Genomic DNA, 17027 nt, shown 5'->3' with positions numbered 1-17027 from the left:
CGGAACATTTCATGACCGACGCCGACCGCATCCTGACCAGCCAGCGCAAGCCCGAGGATGTCGATGCGGCGCTCCGCCCCAAGACGCTCGACGAATTTGTCGGGCAGAAGGGCGCGCGTGAAAATCTCCGCGTGTTCATCGATGCCGCGAAGGGGCGGGGCGAGGCGCTCGACCACGTCCTGTTCTTCGGCCCGCCGGGATTGGGCAAGACGACGCTCGCGCAGATCATCGCGCGCGAACTCGGTGTCGGATTCCGGGCGACCTCGGGCCCGGTCATCGCCAAGTCGGGCGACCTCGCCGCGCTCCTCACCAATCTAGAGGAAGGCGACGTCCTCTTCGTCGACGAGATCCACCGGCTCGCGCCCGCGGTCGAGGAAGTGCTCTATCCGGCGATGGAGGACCGCGCGCTCGACCTGATGATCGGCGAGGGGCCGTCGGCGCGCTCGGTGCGCATCGACCTGCCCCGGTTCACGCTGGTCGGCGCGACGACGCGGCAGGGCCTGCTGACGACGCCGCTGCGTGACCGTTTCGGCATTCCGGTGCGGCTCAACTTCTATTCGGTCGACGAATTGCAGAAAGTGGTGACGCGCGCTGCCAAGCTGCTTGACCTTCACGTCGCACCCGACGGCGCGGCGGAGATCGCCAAGCGTTCGCGCGGGACGCCGCGCATCGCCGGGCGGCTGCTGCGCCGCGTGCGCGACTTCGCCAATGTCGCCGGCGAAGAGACGGTCGGCGCGAAGGTCGCCGATGCCGCGCTCAACCGGCTGGAGGTCGATGCGCTCGGCCTCGACGCGATGGACCGGCGCTATCTGACGATGATCGCCGACATCTATCGCGGCGGCCCCGTCGGGGTGGAGACGCTTGCGGCCGGTCTGTCCGAGCCGCGCGACACGATCGAGGAAGTGATCGAGCCGTATCTGATCCAGGTCGGCCTCGTCGCGCGCACCGCGCGCGGTCGCTGCCTCAACGGCCCGGCATGGAAGCATCTCGGTATCGCGCCACCGCGCGATACGCAGGACGGGCTGTTCGACTAGCTAGGGCAGAAAATAGACGATCCCGCCGGTAATCAGGCCCAGAATGCCGGTTACCAGCAGCGTCACGAGCCGCGTGACGATCGACCCATGCTGACGTCGGTTGAGGCGTTTGCGCTCGGTGGGTTTGCCGAGCTTCAGTTCGATGAACCCGGCCGCGCCGCCACCCAGCGCGGTGAACAGGATCGTCACGAGCGCGCCGAGCACGGATTGGGTCACGATGGCGATTGGCAGGATCACCGCGATCGGGGCCGCAAGCGCCATGGCGGACAGCAGCTTGGTCCGGTCGATTGCCGATTTTTCGACCGGCGCCACCGTAATGAGGTCGGGCGTATCTTCTGCCTGCACGGCGAGCCAGGTGAAGCTGCCGACGAGCTGACCGGCGATCGCGACGCTGATGAAGGCGAGGGACGGCCCGATGGGAATATGCTGGCTCGACCGCAGGCCGATGAACAGCAACGGCCCAAGATAGACGAGCCGTAGCACGACCTGGAACGCGATTTGCGGATCGCGAACGAGCAACTGCATCTCCTTGCGGAAGACCGTGCCGAACAGCGACGGGCGAAAATGTCGCTCTATGCCGCGCTTCGATGCCTTGCTGCGCGACAGATGCTGCCCCGCATCCTGCACGCCGCTGACGAACCAGCGCTGGAACAGGATGCCGGTGACGACGAATATCGCGACGGCGCTGCCCAGCATCACGAGGATCGCGACCGGGTCGCCGAACGCCGCGCGCCCCGGAAGGCCGCCCCACCAGCTTTGCGTGACGCCGCTGTTCGCGAGGCGGTGGAAGATCACCGCGACGCGCGATTCGCGGTGGTCGCTGGTGTTCAGAATTTGCGAAACGAGAAACACCGCACCGCCCAGCAGGCCGGCGGTGATCTGGCCCACTGTTCGTGCGGCGCGCGGCCCTGCGATCCGCGCAAGGACCAGCGTCAGCCCCAGCCCGACGCATGCCGCGAGCAGAGCGCATGAAACGAGTACCGCGACTACGCCGAACATGCCGGGATGGTTGAACAGTGCGATCGGGATCGCGAAGGGCAGCGTCAGCGCCGCGAAGGACAGGACGATCGTACCGGCGATGCCGCACAGCTTGGCAAGCAGCACCGAGCGCGTCGGAACCGGGGCGGATAGCAACAGGTCGAGGTCGCCGCTTTCGTAGAGCGTGCGCTGCGCGCCGAGCATCGCCTGCGTCGTCATGAAACTCAGCGACAGGATGACGGCCGTCAGCGCGCCGACGACCATCGCCGACGACACCGGAATGGGGGTGTTGCGAAGGCCGTATCCGATCATCACGCCGAACACGACAAAGGCGGCGAGCAGGATATAGCCGATCACGCGCGTCCGCGAATTCCGTGCGCGCTGGCGAATGCCCATGCGAATTTCGTGGAACAGCAACCACCCGAAAGATCCGGGGGGAAAGCGGCGCATTGCCCAGCCCATCATGCCGGCATCGGACTGGTCAGGCGGATGAATGCGTCTTCCAGCGTCATGTCGTCCGAACCCGCCATTGCGCGCAGCTCGGCGAGCGTGCCCTCGGCATGCAGCTTGCCGTCGGCGATGATGCCGATGCGATCGGCAAGCCGCTCGGCGACCTCCAGAATATGCGTGGTGACGATCACCGTCGCGCCGGCATCGACCTGCGCACGCAGCGCATCCTTGACCGACCGTGCCATCGCGGCATCAAGACCGGTCAGCGGTTCGTCGAGGATCAGCAGGCGCGGCTTGTGAATCAGCGCGCCGGCGAGCGCGACCTTCTGCTTCATACCGCGCGAAAAGCCCTCGCAGCGCGTGTCCCTAACTTCCCACAGCTCCAGCCAGCGCAACAGGCGCTCGGCCTCTTGCGCGGCCTCTGCCGGCGGAATTTTCCACAGCCCGGCGACGAAGGCGAGATATTCCGACGGCGTCAGCTTGTCGTACAGCATCGGCTCGTCGGGCAGCCAGGCGGTGATCGCCTTCGCGCCCAGCGGATCGCGGCGCGTGTCGATGCCGTAAATGGAGATATGTCCGCTATCCATCGGCGTCAGCCCGACGACCATGCGCAGCGTCGTTGTCTTGCCAGCGCCGTTGGGGCCGAGCAGGGCATAGAGCTGGCCCGATGCGATATCGACATCGAGATTGCGGATGACGGGTTTGTCGAAGGATTTCGACACGTTGGCGATGCGCAGGGCGGAATCAGTCATGTGGCGTTCAGACTATCGCGTGCGCGACGCGGGTCCAGAAAAAAACCGGTTTTCACCAATCGTGGGCCGAGCGTAGGCCCGTTGCGTGGTCAAACGGTTCGCTTCGCACGGTGAACCGTCTTTCTTCGCCGGGCGACCTTCGCTAACGCCTTGTCGGATGTCAGACGCCGACCAGCCAGCCGAGGGCCGTTTCGACGGAGTGGAGCATCGCTTTCCGGTGCGCATCTATTTCGAGGATACCGACCTGTCGGGCATCGTCTATCACGCCAACTATCTTCGCTACATGGAACGGGCGCGCTCGGACATGCTGCGCCTTGCCGGGGTCGATCAGCGCGCCGCGTTCGAGGCGGGCGAGGGAGCTTATGCCGTCCGGCGAATGGACATGAAATTCGTTGCGCCGGCGAAACTCGACGACGCTTTGGTGGTTGTTTCACGGCTGTGCAGGGTTCGCGCGGCGGCAGTTGATATTCATCAGACAGTCATGCGCTCGCATGCGATACTCGTCGAAGCCGATGTCGAGGCGGCCTTCGTCGCACCGACCGGGCGGCCGCGCCGCCAGCCGGCGGAATGGGTGAGGGCGTATGAACCGTTGATATGGAAAGGGAACTGAATTTCGATGGATCTCGCCGTCAATATGGACGCAGCCACCATGTCACCCGTGGCGCTGTTTCTTCAGGCCGACTGGGTGGTGAAGTTCGTGATGCTCGGGCTGCTGCTCGCCAGTATCTGGACTTGGGCGATCATCATCAGCTTTTCCTATCGCCTGGCGAACATGCGCAAGGCGACCCGCCGTTTCGAACGTGAATATGAACGTGCCGACGATATGGATGCGTTCCACCGGATGCGCGGAGACAGCGACATCGCGGTCGCGCGCGTGTTCTCCGCAGGCGTGGCCGAATGGCGGCGCTCGACCAAGAACCGCACCGTCGACCGCGAAGGCACGCGAGAGCGGCTGGCAACCAGCATGGGCGCTGCCGTCGCGTCGGAAATCGACCGGCTGTCGGACCGGCTGAATATTCTGGCAACGGTAGGATCGGTCGCGCCGTTCGTCGGCCTGTTCGGGACGGTATGGGGCATCATGCGCAGCTTTACCGCGATTGCCGGCGAACAGAACTCCTCGCTCGCGGTCGTTGCGCCGGGCATTGCCGAAGCGCTGTTCGCGACCGCCATCGGCCTGTTCGCGGCGATCCCCGCGGTCATCGCCTATAACCGCTTCAGCCACGCCATCAATCGCACCGAGGCGCGCCTGAACCGCTTTGCCGACGGTTTCCACACCACGCTCAGCCGTCAGCTGGAAGGCGGGGCCTGAGCCTGTGGCGATGAACCTCCCTTCGGGCCGTGGCAAGGGCAGGCGCGCGCCGATGGCAGAAATCAACGTGACGCCGCTCGTCGATGTCATGCTGGTGCTGCTCATTATCTTCATGGTGACCGCGCCGCTCCTGACCTCTGGCGTGCCGGTCAACCTGCCCGACAGCCGTGCCAAGCCGCTCGACCAGAGCCAGAAGCCGCTCCAGATTTCGCTCGACGCCAATGGCAGCATCTATGTCGATGACGAGCAGGTCGATGAGGGCGCACTGCCGCAAATGCTCGAAAAGCGCGCCGCCGCCGCCGAGGGGGGCGAGCCGCCGCAGGTCTATCTGCGCGCCGACCGCTCGCTCGATTACGGGCGTGTCATGGGGGTGATGGGCGAACTCAACCGCGCCGGGTTGAACCGCGTGGCGATGGTGTCGAGCAGCCAGGGACGCAAGTGACGGAACGCCGGGCATGACGCGCGCTGAAAAGATCGGACTTGGCGTCGCCGCTGCCGGGCATGTCGTGCTGTTCGGCCTGTTGTCGGTCGGCTTCCTTGCCACGCCCAATCCGATCAGCCTGCAATCCAAACCGATCGACGTGTCGCTGGTCGATGAAGTGTCGCTGCATTCGACCTCGCCGAATGTGCTGGAAGCACCGGCGCCCTCGCTCGCGCCCGACATCGGTGCGCCTACCGATGCTCCACCGCCCTCGCTCGACGCCAGCGCCGACCTGACGCCGACGCCGCCCAAGCCGCAGCCCGAAACCGCTTCGAAACCGGCCGAGACGAACAAGCCCGCACCCGAGAAAGCCGCACCGAAAAAGCCCGAAAAGACCAAGGCGCCGGCCAAGCACGAAACCGGAAAGCGCAGCGAAACGAAGGCTCCCGCCAAATCGCAGGGCTCCGACGCCAGGTCGGAGAGCAAGAAGCCGCGCGGATCGCGGCTCGGCGATGATTTCCTGAAGGGCATCACCGACAGCGGGAAGGGCAAGGCCGAGACACCGCGCGCCGAAACAATCGGCGATGCGGTTGTCGCCAACCTGTCCGATGCCATCCGCCGTCAGGTCCAGCCCTGTGCGAACCGCGTACCCATTCCCGGACCCGGCGCCAACGCGATCACGACGAAGCTTAGAATCCAGATGAACCGCGACGGATCGCTTGCGGCGCGGCCGCAATTGCGTGGACAGTCAGGTGTCAATGGCGAGAACCAGCGCTATGCCAGGCGCGTGGCCGAACTGGCGATGAGCGCATTTATCGCTTGCGCTCCCTACCGCCTGCCCGATGAATATTATGAAGGCGGCTGGGAAGATATCATCCTGAACTACAAGTTGCCCGGATAAGGGCGAAGCCGGAGGACGAGATGCCGAAGCTACTCACCAGGATCGCAATGGCGCTGGCGCCCGTTGCCGCATTGCTGTCGGCGGCGCCCGCCTCGGCGCAGGTCGAGGTCGATGTGACCGGCGGTATTTCGGCGCCGATGCCGATCGCCATTCCCGACATGCCGGCGGCTGCACCTGCGCAGACCGCGGCCGGCTCGACCACCGAACTCGGTCGCCAGTTGGCCGAAGTCGTTCGCAACGACCTGAAGAATTCGGGGCTGTTCCGCCCGCTGTCGTCGAGCATGCTCCAGCCGGTGTCGTTTCCCCAGGTTACTTCGCCCGATTTCGGCTATTGGGGCGGGACCGGCGCGCAGGCGCTGGTTCAGGGGTTCGTGCGCGCCAATGGCGACGGGACGCTGACCGTCGGCTGTTATCTTTATGACGTCTTCGCGCGGACAGAACTGACGCGCCAGGGCTTCGTCGTCGGACCGCGCGACTGGCGCCGCGCCGCGCATAAATGCGCCGACACCGTCTATTCGCGCCTGACGGGCGAGGGGCCGTATTTCGACAGCCGCATCGTCTATGTCTCCGAAACGGGGCCGAAGGATCACCGCATCAAGCGGCTGGCGATCATGGATCAGGACGGTGCCAACCACCGCTTCCTGACCAACGGCCAGACGATCGTGCTGACGCCGCGCTTTGCGCCGAACCAGCAGAAGATCGTTTATATGAGCTACGAGAACGATCGGCCGACAATCTATACCTACGACCTTTCCTCGGGCCGTTCGCAACGCCTCGTGTCGGGCGCCAGCCTTGCTTTCGCGCCGCATTTCTCACCCGACGGGCGATATGTGATCTTTTCGATGGCGCAAGGGGGCAACACCGACATCTACCGCATCCCGGCGAGCGGCGGGTCTCCGCAGCGGCTGACCACCTCTCCCGGCATCGACACCGGCGGCAGCTATTCGCCCGACGGTTCGCAGATCGTGTTCGAAAGCGACCGTTCGGGTTCGCAGCAGATCTATGTGATGAACGCTGACGGGTCGAACCAGCATCGCATCAGCTTCGGCAACGGTCGGTACGCGACGCCGGTCTGGAGTCCGCGCGGCGACCTGATCGCCTTTACCAAGATCACCGGCGATTTCCGCATCGGCATCATGAGTCCGAGCGGCGGCGGCGAGAAAATCCTTACCGAAAGCTGGGGCGACGAAGGGCCGAGCTGGGCGCCAAATGGTCGCGTGCTCGTATTCTTCCGCAACACGCGCGGGTCGGGGCCTGCCGAAATCTGGTCGGTCGATCTTACCGGTGTGAACGAACGCCGTATTCCGACGCCGCTCGGCGGGTCTGACCCCAATTGGGGACCTTTGCGCCCGTGAAGCATTGTTAGCACCGTATCACGCGTTTTTCCCCCAACCTCCGCCGCTGGTGGCGGAGCCGTAACGACGACAAGACAGGAGAAGACCATGGCCAGATTGACGAGCAAGTTGATTGTTGCCGCTGCCCTTGCCGCCACCGCCGGGTGCGCGAAGAAACGGCCTGAAGTCCTGCCGCCGGCCCCCGCCGAGACCGCGCCGACGACGACCGCGCCGGCCGACAATTACGGTCAGAATACCGGCGTTCAGCCCGGATCGGCCGAAGATTTCAAACAGTCGGTCGTCAGCGACACCGTTCACTTCGACACCGACAAATACGACATCGACCCGCAGGCGCGCTCGATCCTCGACAGCCAGGCGCAGTGGCTGCAGAAATATCCCAATGTCCGCATCACGGTCGAAGGGCATTGCGACGAGCGTGGCACGCGCGAATATAACCTCGCACTGGGCGAACGCCGCGCGAATGCGGCCGCCAACTATCTGATCGCCCGCGGTGTCGCCGCATCGCGCGTCAACACGATCAGCTATGGCAAGGAACGTCCGATCGCGCTGGGATCGAACCCGGAGGCATGGGCGCAGAATCGCCGTGCCGTGACTGTTGTGCTCGGCTGATCTTTCCGAATAACCGACCACTGCGCCGCCGGAGTGCTTGTCAGGCCTCCGGCGGCGCATTTCGTTTTCGGATTTCCGATTTCGATTGCGCACCCTCCGACTATGATATAAAAGTGATATCATATTTAAGGAGGTGGTGATGGTTGATTCGATTGCGCACCCGCATGCTCTTCGCGCGACCAGCGAACGGTCGGCGGCGACGATGAACGGTTACGGCATGCTGGCGCTCTTGCTGGTGTTCCTTGCTCTTGGAATTTTCGGTGCGACGCAGGTTGCCAGCGCCCCGTTTCTGGGCGTTGCGTGCCTTGCCGTGGGCAGTATCGGCTTCGTCTTCATCGCGATCGGATTCTATCTGTTGCAGCCCAATCAGGCGGCGGCGATCCTGCTGTTCGGCGATTATCGCGGTACCGACCGCACCACCGGGCTGCGCTGGACCTGGCCATGGATGGTGAAGACAAAGATTTCGGTACGCGTCCACAATATCACGTCGGAGCGGCTGAAGGTGAACGACCTGCGCGGCAATCCGATCGAGATCGCGTCGAACGTGGTATGGCGCGTGTCGGATACGGCGCAAGCGCTGTTCGATGTCGATGATTACAAGCAGTTCGTGAACATCCAGATCGAAAGCGCGGTGCGCGTGATCGGGTCGCGCTACCCCTATGACGATTTCGACCCGGAGGAAAAAACGCTTCGCAGCGATCCCATGCAGATCAGCGACGAGCTGCGCGCCGAATTGCAGGACCGTGTGGCGGTGGCGGGAATCCATATCGACGAATGCCGATTGACGCACCTTGCCTATGCGCAGGAGATTGCCCAGGCGATGCTGCGTCGGCAGCAGGCCTCGGCAGTCGTCGCGGCGCGGTCGAAGCTTGTCGAGGGCGCGGTCGGCATGGTCGAAATGGCGCTCGCGCAGCTTTCGGAGAAGAATGTCGTCGAACTCGATGACGAACGCCGTGCGGCGATGGTTTCGAACCTGATGGTCGTGCTGTGTTCCGAACGCGATACGCAGCCGGTGGTCAATTCGGGATCGCTCTACCAATAGGAAGCAATTTTGGCGGCACCCCCGAAAAAGGCGTTTCCCCTTCGTCTCGATCCCGCGCTTTACGCGGCGATCGAGCGGTCGGCGGCGGGCGACCTGCGCAGCGTCAACGCGCAGGTCGAATGCCTGCTGCGCGAGGCGCTTTCGCGCCGCGGGGTAAAGCTGGAGCCGCCGGTTAAACGCAAGCGTGGACGCCCGCCCAAGGACGAGGCGAAAGCGCCGGAAGGAGAAGCATGATGTTCATGGCCCTGATTGCCCCGCGTAAGCATCTTCCCTGGCTGATCGCCGTTTCTGTGATGACGCTCGTCGCCGGACTGGGGGTGTTGCTGTCATGACGATCAAGGACAGGATCGAGAAATCGTACCGCGTGCGCGACGGGTACTGGTTTGCGCCGAAGCGCTTCGGGATGGGCGCGGTGCCGGTGACATGGCAAGGCTGGCTCGCCACCATCATCTATGTCGCGCTGCTGTTCGCCTGTGTGCGGCTGCTGCCGGGTATCGCCGCCAAACTGGCCGTCGGCGTGCCGCTGACGATCGGTTTCATGGTCATTGCCGCGCGGAAGACCGATGGCGGCTGGCACTGGCGCTGGGGCTTCAAGAAATAGCATCGCCCTTGTTGCGGGCGGCGTCTTTGCTATCTGGTGCCGCAAGACAGCATTGCCCCGCCCGGGGCGCGCGAATGGAGGCACCGTGACCGATACCCGTACCGAAACCGATTCGATCGGACCGATCGAAGTTCCCGCCGACGCCTATTGGGGCGCGCAGACACAGCGTTCGATCCAGAATTTCCCGTTCGGTTCGCAGGAACGGATGCCGATCGACATCGTCCACGCTCAGGCGATCGTCAAACAGGCGGCGGCGCGGGTGAATCGCAAGCATGGGCTCGACGGTGAAATTGCCGATGCCATCGACAAGGCCGCGCAGGAAGTCATCGACGGCAAGCTCGACGACCAGTTCCCGCTCGTCATCTGGCAGACGGGTTCGGGCACGCAGACGAACATGAACGTCAACGAAGTGATTGCGGGCCGCGCCAACGAGATGCTGACCGGCAAGAAGGGTGGCAAGTCTCCGGTCCATCCCAACGATCACGTTAATATGAGCCAGTCGTCCAACGACAGCTTTCCGACCGCGCTCCACGTCGCGGCGGCGCGTGCGGCGACGAACAAGCTCTATCCCGCGCTCGAGCGGCTGACCGGCGCGCTGGAGAAAAAGGCGAAGGACTGGGACGGTATCGTCAAGATCGGCCGCACCCATTTGCAGGATGCGACGCCGCTGACGCTGGGCCAGGAATTTTCGGGCTATGCCGCGCAGCTCCATAGCTGCCGGATGCGCTTCGAAGGCGCCATCAAGGGCAATATCCTGAAGATCGCGCTGGGCGGAACGGCGGTCGGCACCGGCCTCAACACGCCGGATAATTATGCCGAGGACGTGGCTGCCGAGATTGCCGGGATTACCGGGCTCGACTTCGTGACCGGCCCCAACAAGTTCGAACTGCTGGCCGCCAAGGACGGGCTCGTGTTCCTGTCGGGCGCGCTCAACACGCTTGCGGTCGCGCTCACCAAGATCGCGAACGACATTCGCCTGCTCGGTTCGGGGCCACGTTCGGGTCTCGGCGAGCTCGAACTGCCGGCGAACGAGCCCGGTAGCTCGATCATGCCCGGCAAGGTCAACCCGACGCAGTGCGAGATGCTGACGATGGTCTCGGCGCAGGTGATCGGCAACAATCAGGCGGTCACCGTCGGCGGCATGCAGGGCCAGATGGAGCTCAACGTGTTCAAGCCGCTGATTGGCGCCAACATCATGCGCTCGATCGACCTGATGGCGACGGGCATGGAAAGCTTTGCCGAGCGCTGCGTCGACGACATGAAGGCCAATGAGGACCGCATCAAGGAACTGGTCGACCGGTCGCTGATGCTGGTGACGGCACTCGCGCCCGAAATCGGGTACGACAATGCCGCCAAGATCGCGAAGAACGCGCATGAAAAGGGGCTGACGCTCAAGGAATCGGGGCTGCAGCTCGGATTGGTCGACGAGGAAACCTTCGACCGCGTGGTAAAGCCGGAGACGATGGTCGGCCGGTAACTGTCTGTCTTTCCGGTCGCAAACATTGTGATGGCGGAACCACATTCTCCTTCGCGCGCTGTGTCGCGGCAAGCGAAGGAGAAACATGGTGGGTGCAACGACTCTTGGTGCCTTGGTCGGCGGCGCGATCGACAGCATGAGCGGCGACGACAGCGCAGCCGACGGTGCGATCATCGGTGCGGTAACCGCCAATGTGCTGAAGGTCGCCGTGCCGATCGCGATTACCTATGCGACCGGCTGGCTGGTCCTGAAAGGGCTGGGCGAGCTCGGCGATCGCATTACGGGCGCAGAAGACTGACTTCCGACGCTTGACGGAACGGTGCCGCCCGCGCCACTAGCGGGCATGGCCAATCCCATCGAGTCCGATCCGCACGGTTTCAGGCGCCGCGGCGTGCTGTTCGTCCTTTCCTCGCCATCGGGCGCGGGCAAATCGACGATCGCCAGAAAGCTGCTTGCCGACGAGCCCAAACTGTCCATGTCGGTGTCGTACACGACCCGCGCTCCGCGGCCGGGCGAAGTCGATGGCCGGGATTATCATTTCGTCGATGTCGATCGTTTTCGCGAAATGGCGTCGAACCACGAATTTCTCGAATGGGCGCATGTCTTCGACCACCGCTACGGCACGCCCAAGGCTGATGTCTTCCACACGCTGAGCGAGGGTGAGGACATCCTGTTCGATATCGACTGGCAGGGCGCGCAGCAGCTTTACCAGCTTGCCGGCGGCGATGTCGTGCGTGTGTTCATCCTTCCGCCGTCGATGGCCGAACTCCGTCAACGGCTCGAACGCCGCGCGACGGACAGCCCGGAAATCATCGAGGGTCGCATGGCGCGTGCCGAGCGCGAGGTCAGCCATTGGGACGCCTATGACTATGTGCTGGTCAACGACGATGTCGAAGAGTGCTTCCGCTCGGTGAAAACGATACTTGCCGCCGAGCGGCTCAAGCGGTCGCGTCAGACCGGGCTGATCGGCTTTATCCGCGGCCTGATTAAGTAACCAGTTGCAGAAAGCGGGCCGCTGCGTCGAACTCGGCGCGGCGAGCGTTGGTGGCGGCCTTGGCGAGCGCGTCCTCGCCCCATTGTTCGGCCTGCCAGTCCTCGTCGATATGCGCCGCCGTCCAGACCTGATCGGGCGTGGCGGCGCCTTCGGTTAGCGCCAGCGGCAATATCAGCGATCCGGTGATCGACACGATCGGCGATAGCGGCGCGAGCGAGAAGGCGTCGCAGGAGGCGACCGCTTCGGCCAGCCGCCGCGTGGTGGCCTCGGGCTGGGCAACATGGATGACGCCCGTCGCCAGTTCGAAATGAATATCGTAGCGCTGACGCGCCCAGTCGAGCACCGGGTCCCATGCGGCGGCCTGGCGCGCGACCAGCTCGGTCGGTCCGTCTGCGCGGTAATAGAGCAGGTCGCTCTCGCCATATTGCGCCAGACCCGCTGCAAAGCCCGCCGGATCTGGCGCAACCCGGTCGATAGCGGCGTTTGCCAGTCCGGTCAGCGGCATCGCGCGCGGATCGATGCTTTCGTCCACGGCGCGCCATTCCTCGGCGATCGCGTCCGCAAGCGCGGGCGAGGGTACGGCGAGCGGAGTTCTGCCGGGCGTCCGCACCGGGCGGCCGTCGAGCGCGATTCCATGCCCGCCCGCTTCCGGCCTGACGGCGACCTCTTTCCAGAAGCGTTTCATTCGGCGGGCGGCGTGCGCCATTTGCGCGCCAGCGCGCGCGGCACGGTCGCGATCATGTAGAGCGCTGCGAGCACGATCGCGACGCCCAGCACGCGGGTGACCGTATCCTGCGCCCGCGCGAGCAGCACGACACCGAATACCGCGCCGACCGATCCTGCGATCCGCGTTGCCGTCATCGCGAAATAGCGGTTGCGCGCCTGTTTATGTTCTTCGGTCATAGCCTTTCCAGATGCGGTGCGATGCCGCTGGCATGTGCCGCGACATGGCGCGCCCCTGCCTCCGACAGCTCTTCCGCGCTGTGATAGCCCCATGCGACGCCGAGCGGATAGGCATCCGCGCTCCCCGCCATCATCATGTCGAACGTCGTGTCGCCGATCATGACCGTCGTTTCGGGCGAGGCGCCCGCTTCGGCGATCGCGGCTTCGAGCATCGCCGGATGCGGCTTTGACGGGTGCCGGTCGGCGGTCTGCAAGGTGACGAAGTGATGATCGAGCCCGTGATGTCCAAGAATGATCGACAGCCCGCGATCGGACTTGCCCGTTGCGACGCCGAGCAGCCATCCCGCCTCGTCGAGCGCGACGAGCGTGTCGGCGATACCGTCGTACAGCGGCTCGGCGAGCATCGTACCGGTGGCGCGCATCCTGATGAACTGCTCGCGATACGTCTCGGCCAGGACGCGATGAAAGTCTTTCTCGGCCTCGGAAAGCAACTGCGCTGCCGCTTCAACGAGGCTTAGCCCGACAATTCGGCGGATCGCCTCGCGTTCGGGCGGATCGAGCCGGTGTGCGGCAAAGGCTTCTTCCATGGCGATACAGATATTCGCCTGACTGTCGACGAGCGTTCCGTCGCAGTCGAATATCGCAAGGCGGTTGGCGGTCATGATGCCCTTGTCGCAAACGCGGTCGCGATCGTGCACGCAGCTTTCATCAGCCGCCCCTGCGGCCGCGCCGTTCGCCGCGGCGTTCCTTGCGTACCGCCTTGGCGTGCGCCTTGGCCTTCTGCTTCTTTTCGGCGCGTGTGGCCGGGGGAGGGCTGTCGTCGATCGGCAGGGCGTCGCCGACCGCCTCGTCGAAGCCGAGCATACCCATGCTTTCGGCGAAATGCGCGGGCAGTGCCGCGGTCACGTCGATCTTGCCGCCATCGGGATGACCGATTCGCAGGCGCCGTGCGTGAAGGTGCATCTTGCGGCTGACACCACCCGTCAGGAACGCTTCCTGCCCGCCATATTTGCCGTCGCCGACGATCGGGTGGCCGATGGCGGCAAGGTGAACGCGGAGCTGGTGCGTGCGGCCGGTAAAGGGCTGCAGCTCGACCCACGCCGCCTTGTTGCCCGCACGTTCGATGACGCGGTAGCGGGTGCGCGCGGGCTGCCCATCTTCTTCGTCGACATGCATCTTTTCGCCGCCCGTGCCGGGTTGCTTGGAAAGCGGCAGGTCGATGATGCCGTCGTCGATCTCGGGCATGCCGACGACCAGCGCCCAATAGATTTTCTTGGCGCTGCGGCCCGAGAAATGCTTCGAAAAATAAGCCGCCGCGCGCGCCGTGCGCGCGACGAGCAGGACGCCCGACGTGTCCTTGTCGAGGCGGTGGACGAGCTTGGGACGCCCTTCGAGCCCGAACGTCAGCGCGTCGAGCAGCCCGTCGACATGCTCGGTCGTCTTGGTGCCGCCCTGCGTCGCGAGGCCGGGCGGCTTGTTGAGCACCAGCGCCTGATCGTCGCGGTGAATGACGAGCTCGCGCGCGAACTCTTCCTGCGCGGGCGTCAGCGGCGCGCGTTCGCGTTTCTTTTTCGGCGCCTTGGGCGGCTCGGCCGGAGGTACGCGGATCACCTGGCCGGTGCTGATATGGTCCCCCGGCTTGGCGCGCGCGCCGTCGAGGCGAAGCTGGCCGGTGCGCGCCCAGCGCGAAACGATGTTGAACGAGGCGTCGGGCACGTGCCGCTTGAACCAGCGGTCGAGCCGGATGCCGTCATCCTCCGCCGCGACGGTGAACTGGCGAACCTCGTCTGACGCGACCTTCGTCATGCCACCGCCCGCACGAAGCCGAGCCCCAGCGTCAGCGCCAGCAGCGATCCGATTACCGAGACGAGGACATATCCGATGCCAGTTATCCAGTCGCCGCGTTCGAGCATGTTGATCGCATCGAGCGAAAAGGAGGAAAAGGTGGTGAACCCGCCGAGCATCCCGACGCCGATGAACAGCCGGATATTTTCACCGCCAAGCGATGTACGTGCCAGCGTTCCGGCGAGCAGCCCCATGACGAAACCGCCGATGATATTGGCCGACAGCGTGCCCCAGGGATAGCCGGGGCCGAACCACAGCAGCGTTGCCTTGCCGACCAGATGGCGGCCGCCGGCGCCGATCGCGCCGCCAAGCATGACGAGAAGCAGATTGAACATCCGCGCGCGCTTAGCGCAGGACGGCGCGCAAGGGAACCTTCGCCCGCGTCAGGTGCCGTTGTTGGTCACCAGGTCGACACTGGTGCCGCCGCCCTTGCGCGGGGTCATGAACAGCACATAGGCGCCATCGTCGCTGACGCGCGTACCGCCCAGGATATGTTCCTTGCCATCGACCTGATGCTCGGCGGTGAAGCCGCTGTTCGCAACCTTGGTATAATACCAGTCCAGCACGGTCTGCATCGGCAGGTCGGACCAGAAGCTGACCACGCGAAGCCGGCATTTGCCCGCTGTCGATCCCGCCGCTTCCGTCACACGGGCATTGGGCAGCAGTGGCACGTCCTTGGGCAACCGGTTGGCCCAGCCGGCAGAATAGTTGAGGCTCTTGGCACAGCCGCCAAGGTTGCCCTGCTTTTGCCGCCGGGCGAGTTCGCCCACGGTCAGCGACTTGCTCGCGGCTTCGCACTGGCTGCATTTTTCGGCAGCAACCGGCTTCGGCGTGTGCATCAGCTTCGCGGTATCGAGCTTGGTCGTGCCGCTGCCCTGCGGCACACCGCCCGAATAGGGGCGGCTCGGCGGGCGGGCGGCATCGCCGTTGCGCTGCCCGGCAAGCGAGGGATCGACCATGATCTGATCGTTCAGCGCGCCCGTAACCGCGGGATCGGCGCCGTTGGCGCTGTCGACAAGCTGATTGTCGAGGTTGTCGAGATCCTTGTTCGAATCCGAACCGCTGCACGCGGCAAGCGCCAGCGGCAGAACGAAGGCGGCCAGCGCCAGGCGACGTTTCGCAACCATGATCGATGCTCCCATTTGCGGGCCATTGTCCGCGAACCGGCATAAAAGGACCATGGTAAAAGAGGGTTAAGAAGCAAATTTCACATTAACCATCATGCGATCACGCGGAGCGTATTAGGTTGATAATACGCTTTGTGCGGCTATATTGACGGTATGTTCAATCTGGTATCCGTCCTGATCGGCCTCGTAACGCTTGTCGGTGCGCTGGTCGCGTTCGTGCCGTTGCTCGGCTGGCTCAACTGGCTGGTTATTCCGGTCGCGGTAGTGGGCGCCGGTATCGGGTCGCTGTCGAGCGGAACCGCCGGTCGCAACCTCAACGTGCTGGTGATCGCGGTCGGCGCTTTCCGCCTGTCCCTCGGCGGCGGTATTTTCTAAGATCGCGTCGCTCGCCTAAAGGCGCGATGATCCTTGATAGGCGAGCAGCAGATCGCTGCCCGCATCGGCATGGAGGTGTACGGTCCCGGTCAGCGTCAGGCATTCGCCCGCGCGAAACGCGACGCCATCGACCACCCCTTTTCCGGTGACCGGGATCAGCCACGCCGTCAGGTCTTCCGGCAGCGCGATGGCGCGTTCGCCGCCTTCGAGCCGCTCGAGCACGAATTTCGGACCTTCGACCAGCAGTTCGCGCCCTTCGGAGATTTTCCCGGGCGAGGGGACGGGCGTATAGGGGCGCGGATCGGCGACCTGGACACCGTCGTCGAGATGCAGCTCGCGCGGTCGGCCATAGTCGTACAGCCGATAGGTGGTCTCCGAATTCTGCTGGACCTCGATCAGCGTGATCCCGCCGCCGATCGCGTGGATCGTGCCCGACCCCGAATAGAGGAAATCGCCCGCCTTGACCGGCTTCCAGTCGAGCAGCTCCTCGATACTTCCATCGAGTGCGGCGGCGCGCAATGTGTCCTTGTCGAGAGGTTGCTTCGTGCCGAGCGCGATCGTCGAATGCGGTTCGGCGTCGAGTATCAGCCAGCATTCGTCCTTGCCGCGCGGCAATCCGCGGGCATGGGCCTGTTCGTCATCGGGATGGACCTGAACCGAGAGCTTCTCGCTTGTGAACAGATATTTTATGAGCAGGTCGGGCGTCGTGTCGCCCGGCGCCTGGAACCAGATTTCGCCGACGGGTTCGCCGTCCGCCTGCGGATCGGGAAAGCTTCCCCACAGATGATGGCGGCCCCACGGCTTTTCGACGCGGTGCGTCGCCAACAGCGTTGCAGACACTGATACATCCTTTC

General features: G+C 64.4%; 23 protein-coding genes. 14 read left to right on the top strand and 9 right to left on the bottom strand.

Annotation, left to right across the window (positions count from 1 at the left end; genetic code table 11):
• Positions 1-11: 11 nt before the first annotated feature.
• Positions 12-1034, top strand: a complete 1023-nt coding sequence (ruvB, locus tag J7S20_RS07200; protein ID WP_284053570.1) for a Holliday junction branch migration DNA helicase RuvB — start codon at positions 12-14, stop codon at positions 1032-1034.
• Here the strand turns inward: ruvB and J7S20_RS07195 are convergent, their stop codons facing one another.
• Positions 1035-2477 carry a putative ABC exporter domain-containing protein gene (locus J7S20_RS07195; protein WP_284053569.1) on the bottom strand — a complete coding sequence of 481 codons (1443 nt, stop codon included), beginning with the start codon at positions 2475-2477 and terminating at the stop codon, positions 1035-1037.
• A complete protein-coding gene (locus tag J7S20_RS07190; protein WP_284053568.1) occupies positions 2474-3214 on the bottom strand; it encodes an ABC transporter ATP-binding protein in 741 nt (246 codons plus the stop codon). The genes J7S20_RS07195 and J7S20_RS07190 overlap by 4 nt, the downstream gene beginning before the upstream one ends.
• Positions 3215-3371: 157 nt before the next feature.
• Here J7S20_RS07190 and ybgC point away from each other — a divergent pair, with 157 nt between their 5' ends.
• The 12 genes from ybgC (at position 3372) to gmk (ending at position 11923) form a co-directional block, all read left to right on the top strand.
• Positions 3372-3824 (top strand): tol-pal system-associated acyl-CoA thioesterase, encoded by a 453-nt coding sequence (gene ybgC / locus J7S20_RS07185; protein WP_284053567.1) that lies wholly within the window; start codon positions 3372-3374, stop codon positions 3822-3824.
• Positions 3825-3830: 6 nt separating this feature from the next.
• Positions 3831-4523 carry a protein TolQ gene (gene tolQ / locus J7S20_RS07180; protein WP_284053566.1) on the top strand — a complete coding sequence of 231 codons (693 nt, stop codon included), beginning with the start codon at positions 3831-3833 and terminating at the stop codon, positions 4521-4523.
• Positions 4524-4527: 4 nt separating this feature from the next.
• Positions 4528-4965, top strand: coding sequence for a protein TolR (gene tolR, locus J7S20_RS07175; RefSeq protein WP_284053565.1), 438 nt, complete (start codon positions 4528-4530; stop codon positions 4963-4965).
• Between the two features lie 13 nt (positions 4966-4978).
• Positions 4979-5845 carry a cell envelope integrity TolA family protein gene (locus J7S20_RS07170; protein ID WP_284053564.1) on the top strand — a complete coding sequence of 289 codons (867 nt, stop codon included), beginning with the start codon at positions 4979-4981 and terminating at the stop codon, positions 5843-5845.
• A gap of 47 nt (positions 5846-5892) precedes the next feature.
• Positions 5893-7200 carry a Tol-Pal system beta propeller repeat protein TolB gene (tolB, locus tag J7S20_RS07165; protein WP_284054031.1) on the top strand — a complete coding sequence of 436 codons (1308 nt, stop codon included), beginning with the start codon at positions 5893-5895 and terminating at the stop codon, positions 7198-7200.
• A gap of 87 nt (positions 7201-7287) precedes the next feature.
• A complete protein-coding gene (pal, locus tag J7S20_RS07160; protein ID WP_284053563.1) occupies positions 7288-7809 on the top strand; it encodes a peptidoglycan-associated lipoprotein Pal in 522 nt (173 codons plus the stop codon).
• 139 nt (positions 7810-7948) lie between these two features.
• Entirely contained in the window at positions 7949-8851 is a 903-nt protein-coding gene (locus J7S20_RS07155; RefSeq protein WP_284053562.1) for an SPFH domain-containing protein, read from the top strand.
• Positions 8852-8860: 9 nt separating this feature from the next.
• Positions 8861-9085 (top strand): type II toxin-antitoxin system antitoxin, encoded by a 225-nt coding sequence (locus J7S20_RS07150; RefSeq protein ID WP_284053561.1) that lies wholly within the window; start codon positions 8861-8863, stop codon positions 9083-9085.
• Between the two features lie 94 nt (positions 9086-9179).
• On the top strand, positions 9180-9452 hold the full coding sequence (locus tag J7S20_RS07145; RefSeq protein WP_284053560.1) for a hypothetical protein: 273 nt from the start codon (positions 9180-9182) through the stop codon (positions 9450-9452).
• 85 nt (positions 9453-9537) lie between these two features.
• A complete protein-coding gene (fumC, locus tag J7S20_RS07140; RefSeq protein WP_284053559.1) occupies positions 9538-10929 on the top strand; it encodes a class II fumarate hydratase in 1392 nt (463 codons plus the stop codon).
• An 85-nt stretch (positions 10930-11014) separates the two neighbouring features.
• Positions 11015-11227 carry a hypothetical protein gene (locus tag J7S20_RS07135; protein ID WP_347709223.1) on the top strand — a complete coding sequence of 71 codons (213 nt, stop codon included), beginning with the start codon at positions 11015-11017 and terminating at the stop codon, positions 11225-11227.
• Between the two features lie 45 nt (positions 11228-11272).
• Positions 11273-11923, top strand: a complete 651-nt coding sequence (gmk, locus tag J7S20_RS07130) for a guanylate kinase (RefSeq protein WP_284053558.1) — start codon at positions 11273-11275, stop codon at positions 11921-11923.
• Here the strand turns inward: gmk and J7S20_RS07125 are convergent.
• Genes J7S20_RS07125 through J7S20_RS07100 form a run of 6 tightly spaced genes read right to left on the bottom strand, consistent with a single transcriptional unit; the run spans position 11916 to position 15798 of the window.
• Positions 11916-12608 carry an ATP12 family chaperone protein gene (locus J7S20_RS07125; RefSeq protein WP_284053557.1) on the bottom strand — a complete coding sequence of 231 codons (693 nt, stop codon included), beginning with the start codon at positions 12606-12608 and terminating at the stop codon, positions 11916-11918. The genes gmk and J7S20_RS07125 overlap by 8 nt on opposite strands.
• On the bottom strand, positions 12605-12826 hold the full coding sequence (locus tag J7S20_RS07120) for a hypothetical protein (protein WP_284053556.1): 222 nt from the start codon (positions 12824-12826) through the stop codon (positions 12605-12607). The genes J7S20_RS07125 and J7S20_RS07120 overlap by 4 nt, the downstream gene beginning before the upstream one ends.
• The gene (locus J7S20_RS07115) at positions 12823-13488 is read right to left on the bottom strand and encodes an HAD-IA family hydrolase (RefSeq protein ID WP_284053555.1); all 666 of its coding nucleotides are present in this window, start codon (positions 13486-13488) and stop codon (positions 12823-12825) included. Before J7S20_RS07115 ends, J7S20_RS07120 begins: the two co-directional genes overlap by 4 nt.
• 46 nt (positions 13489-13534) lie before the next feature.
• Positions 13535-14632: an RluA family pseudouridine synthase gene (locus J7S20_RS07110; RefSeq protein WP_284053554.1), complete on the bottom strand. Its 1098-nt coding sequence runs from the start codon at positions 14630-14632 to the stop codon at positions 13535-13537.
• The gene (crcB, locus tag J7S20_RS07105; RefSeq protein WP_284053553.1) at positions 14629-15006 is read right to left on the bottom strand and encodes a fluoride efflux transporter CrcB; all 378 of its coding nucleotides are present in this window, start codon (positions 15004-15006) and stop codon (positions 14629-14631) included. Before crcB ends, J7S20_RS07110 begins: the two co-directional genes overlap by 4 nt.
• Before the next feature lie 48 nt (positions 15007-15054).
• On the bottom strand, positions 15055-15798 hold the full coding sequence (locus J7S20_RS07100; RefSeq protein WP_284053552.1) for a hypothetical protein: 744 nt from the start codon (positions 15796-15798) through the stop codon (positions 15055-15057).
• A gap of 153 nt (positions 15799-15951) precedes the next feature.
• On the opposite strand from J7S20_RS07100, the gene J7S20_RS07095 reads away from it, so the two are divergent.
• The gene (locus J7S20_RS07095) at positions 15952-16173 is read left to right on the top strand and encodes a hypothetical protein (RefSeq protein WP_284053551.1); all 222 of its coding nucleotides are present in this window, start codon (positions 15952-15954) and stop codon (positions 16171-16173) included.
• Between the two features lie 15 nt (positions 16174-16188).
• Here J7S20_RS07095 and J7S20_RS07090 read toward each other — a convergent pair whose 3' ends face one another.
• Positions 16189-17013 carry a class I mannose-6-phosphate isomerase gene (locus tag J7S20_RS07090; RefSeq protein WP_284053550.1) on the bottom strand — a complete coding sequence of 275 codons (825 nt, stop codon included), beginning with the start codon at positions 17011-17013 and terminating at the stop codon, positions 16189-16191.
• Between the last annotated feature and the right edge of the window lie 14 nt (positions 17014-17027).

Source organism: Stakelama marina (genome assembly GCF_018122655.1).
Taxonomy (GTDB): Bacteria; Pseudomonadota; Alphaproteobacteria; order Sphingomonadales; family Sphingomonadaceae; genus Sphingomonas; species Sphingomonas marina.
This window is presented reverse-complemented; position numbering and strand designations above follow the sequence as displayed.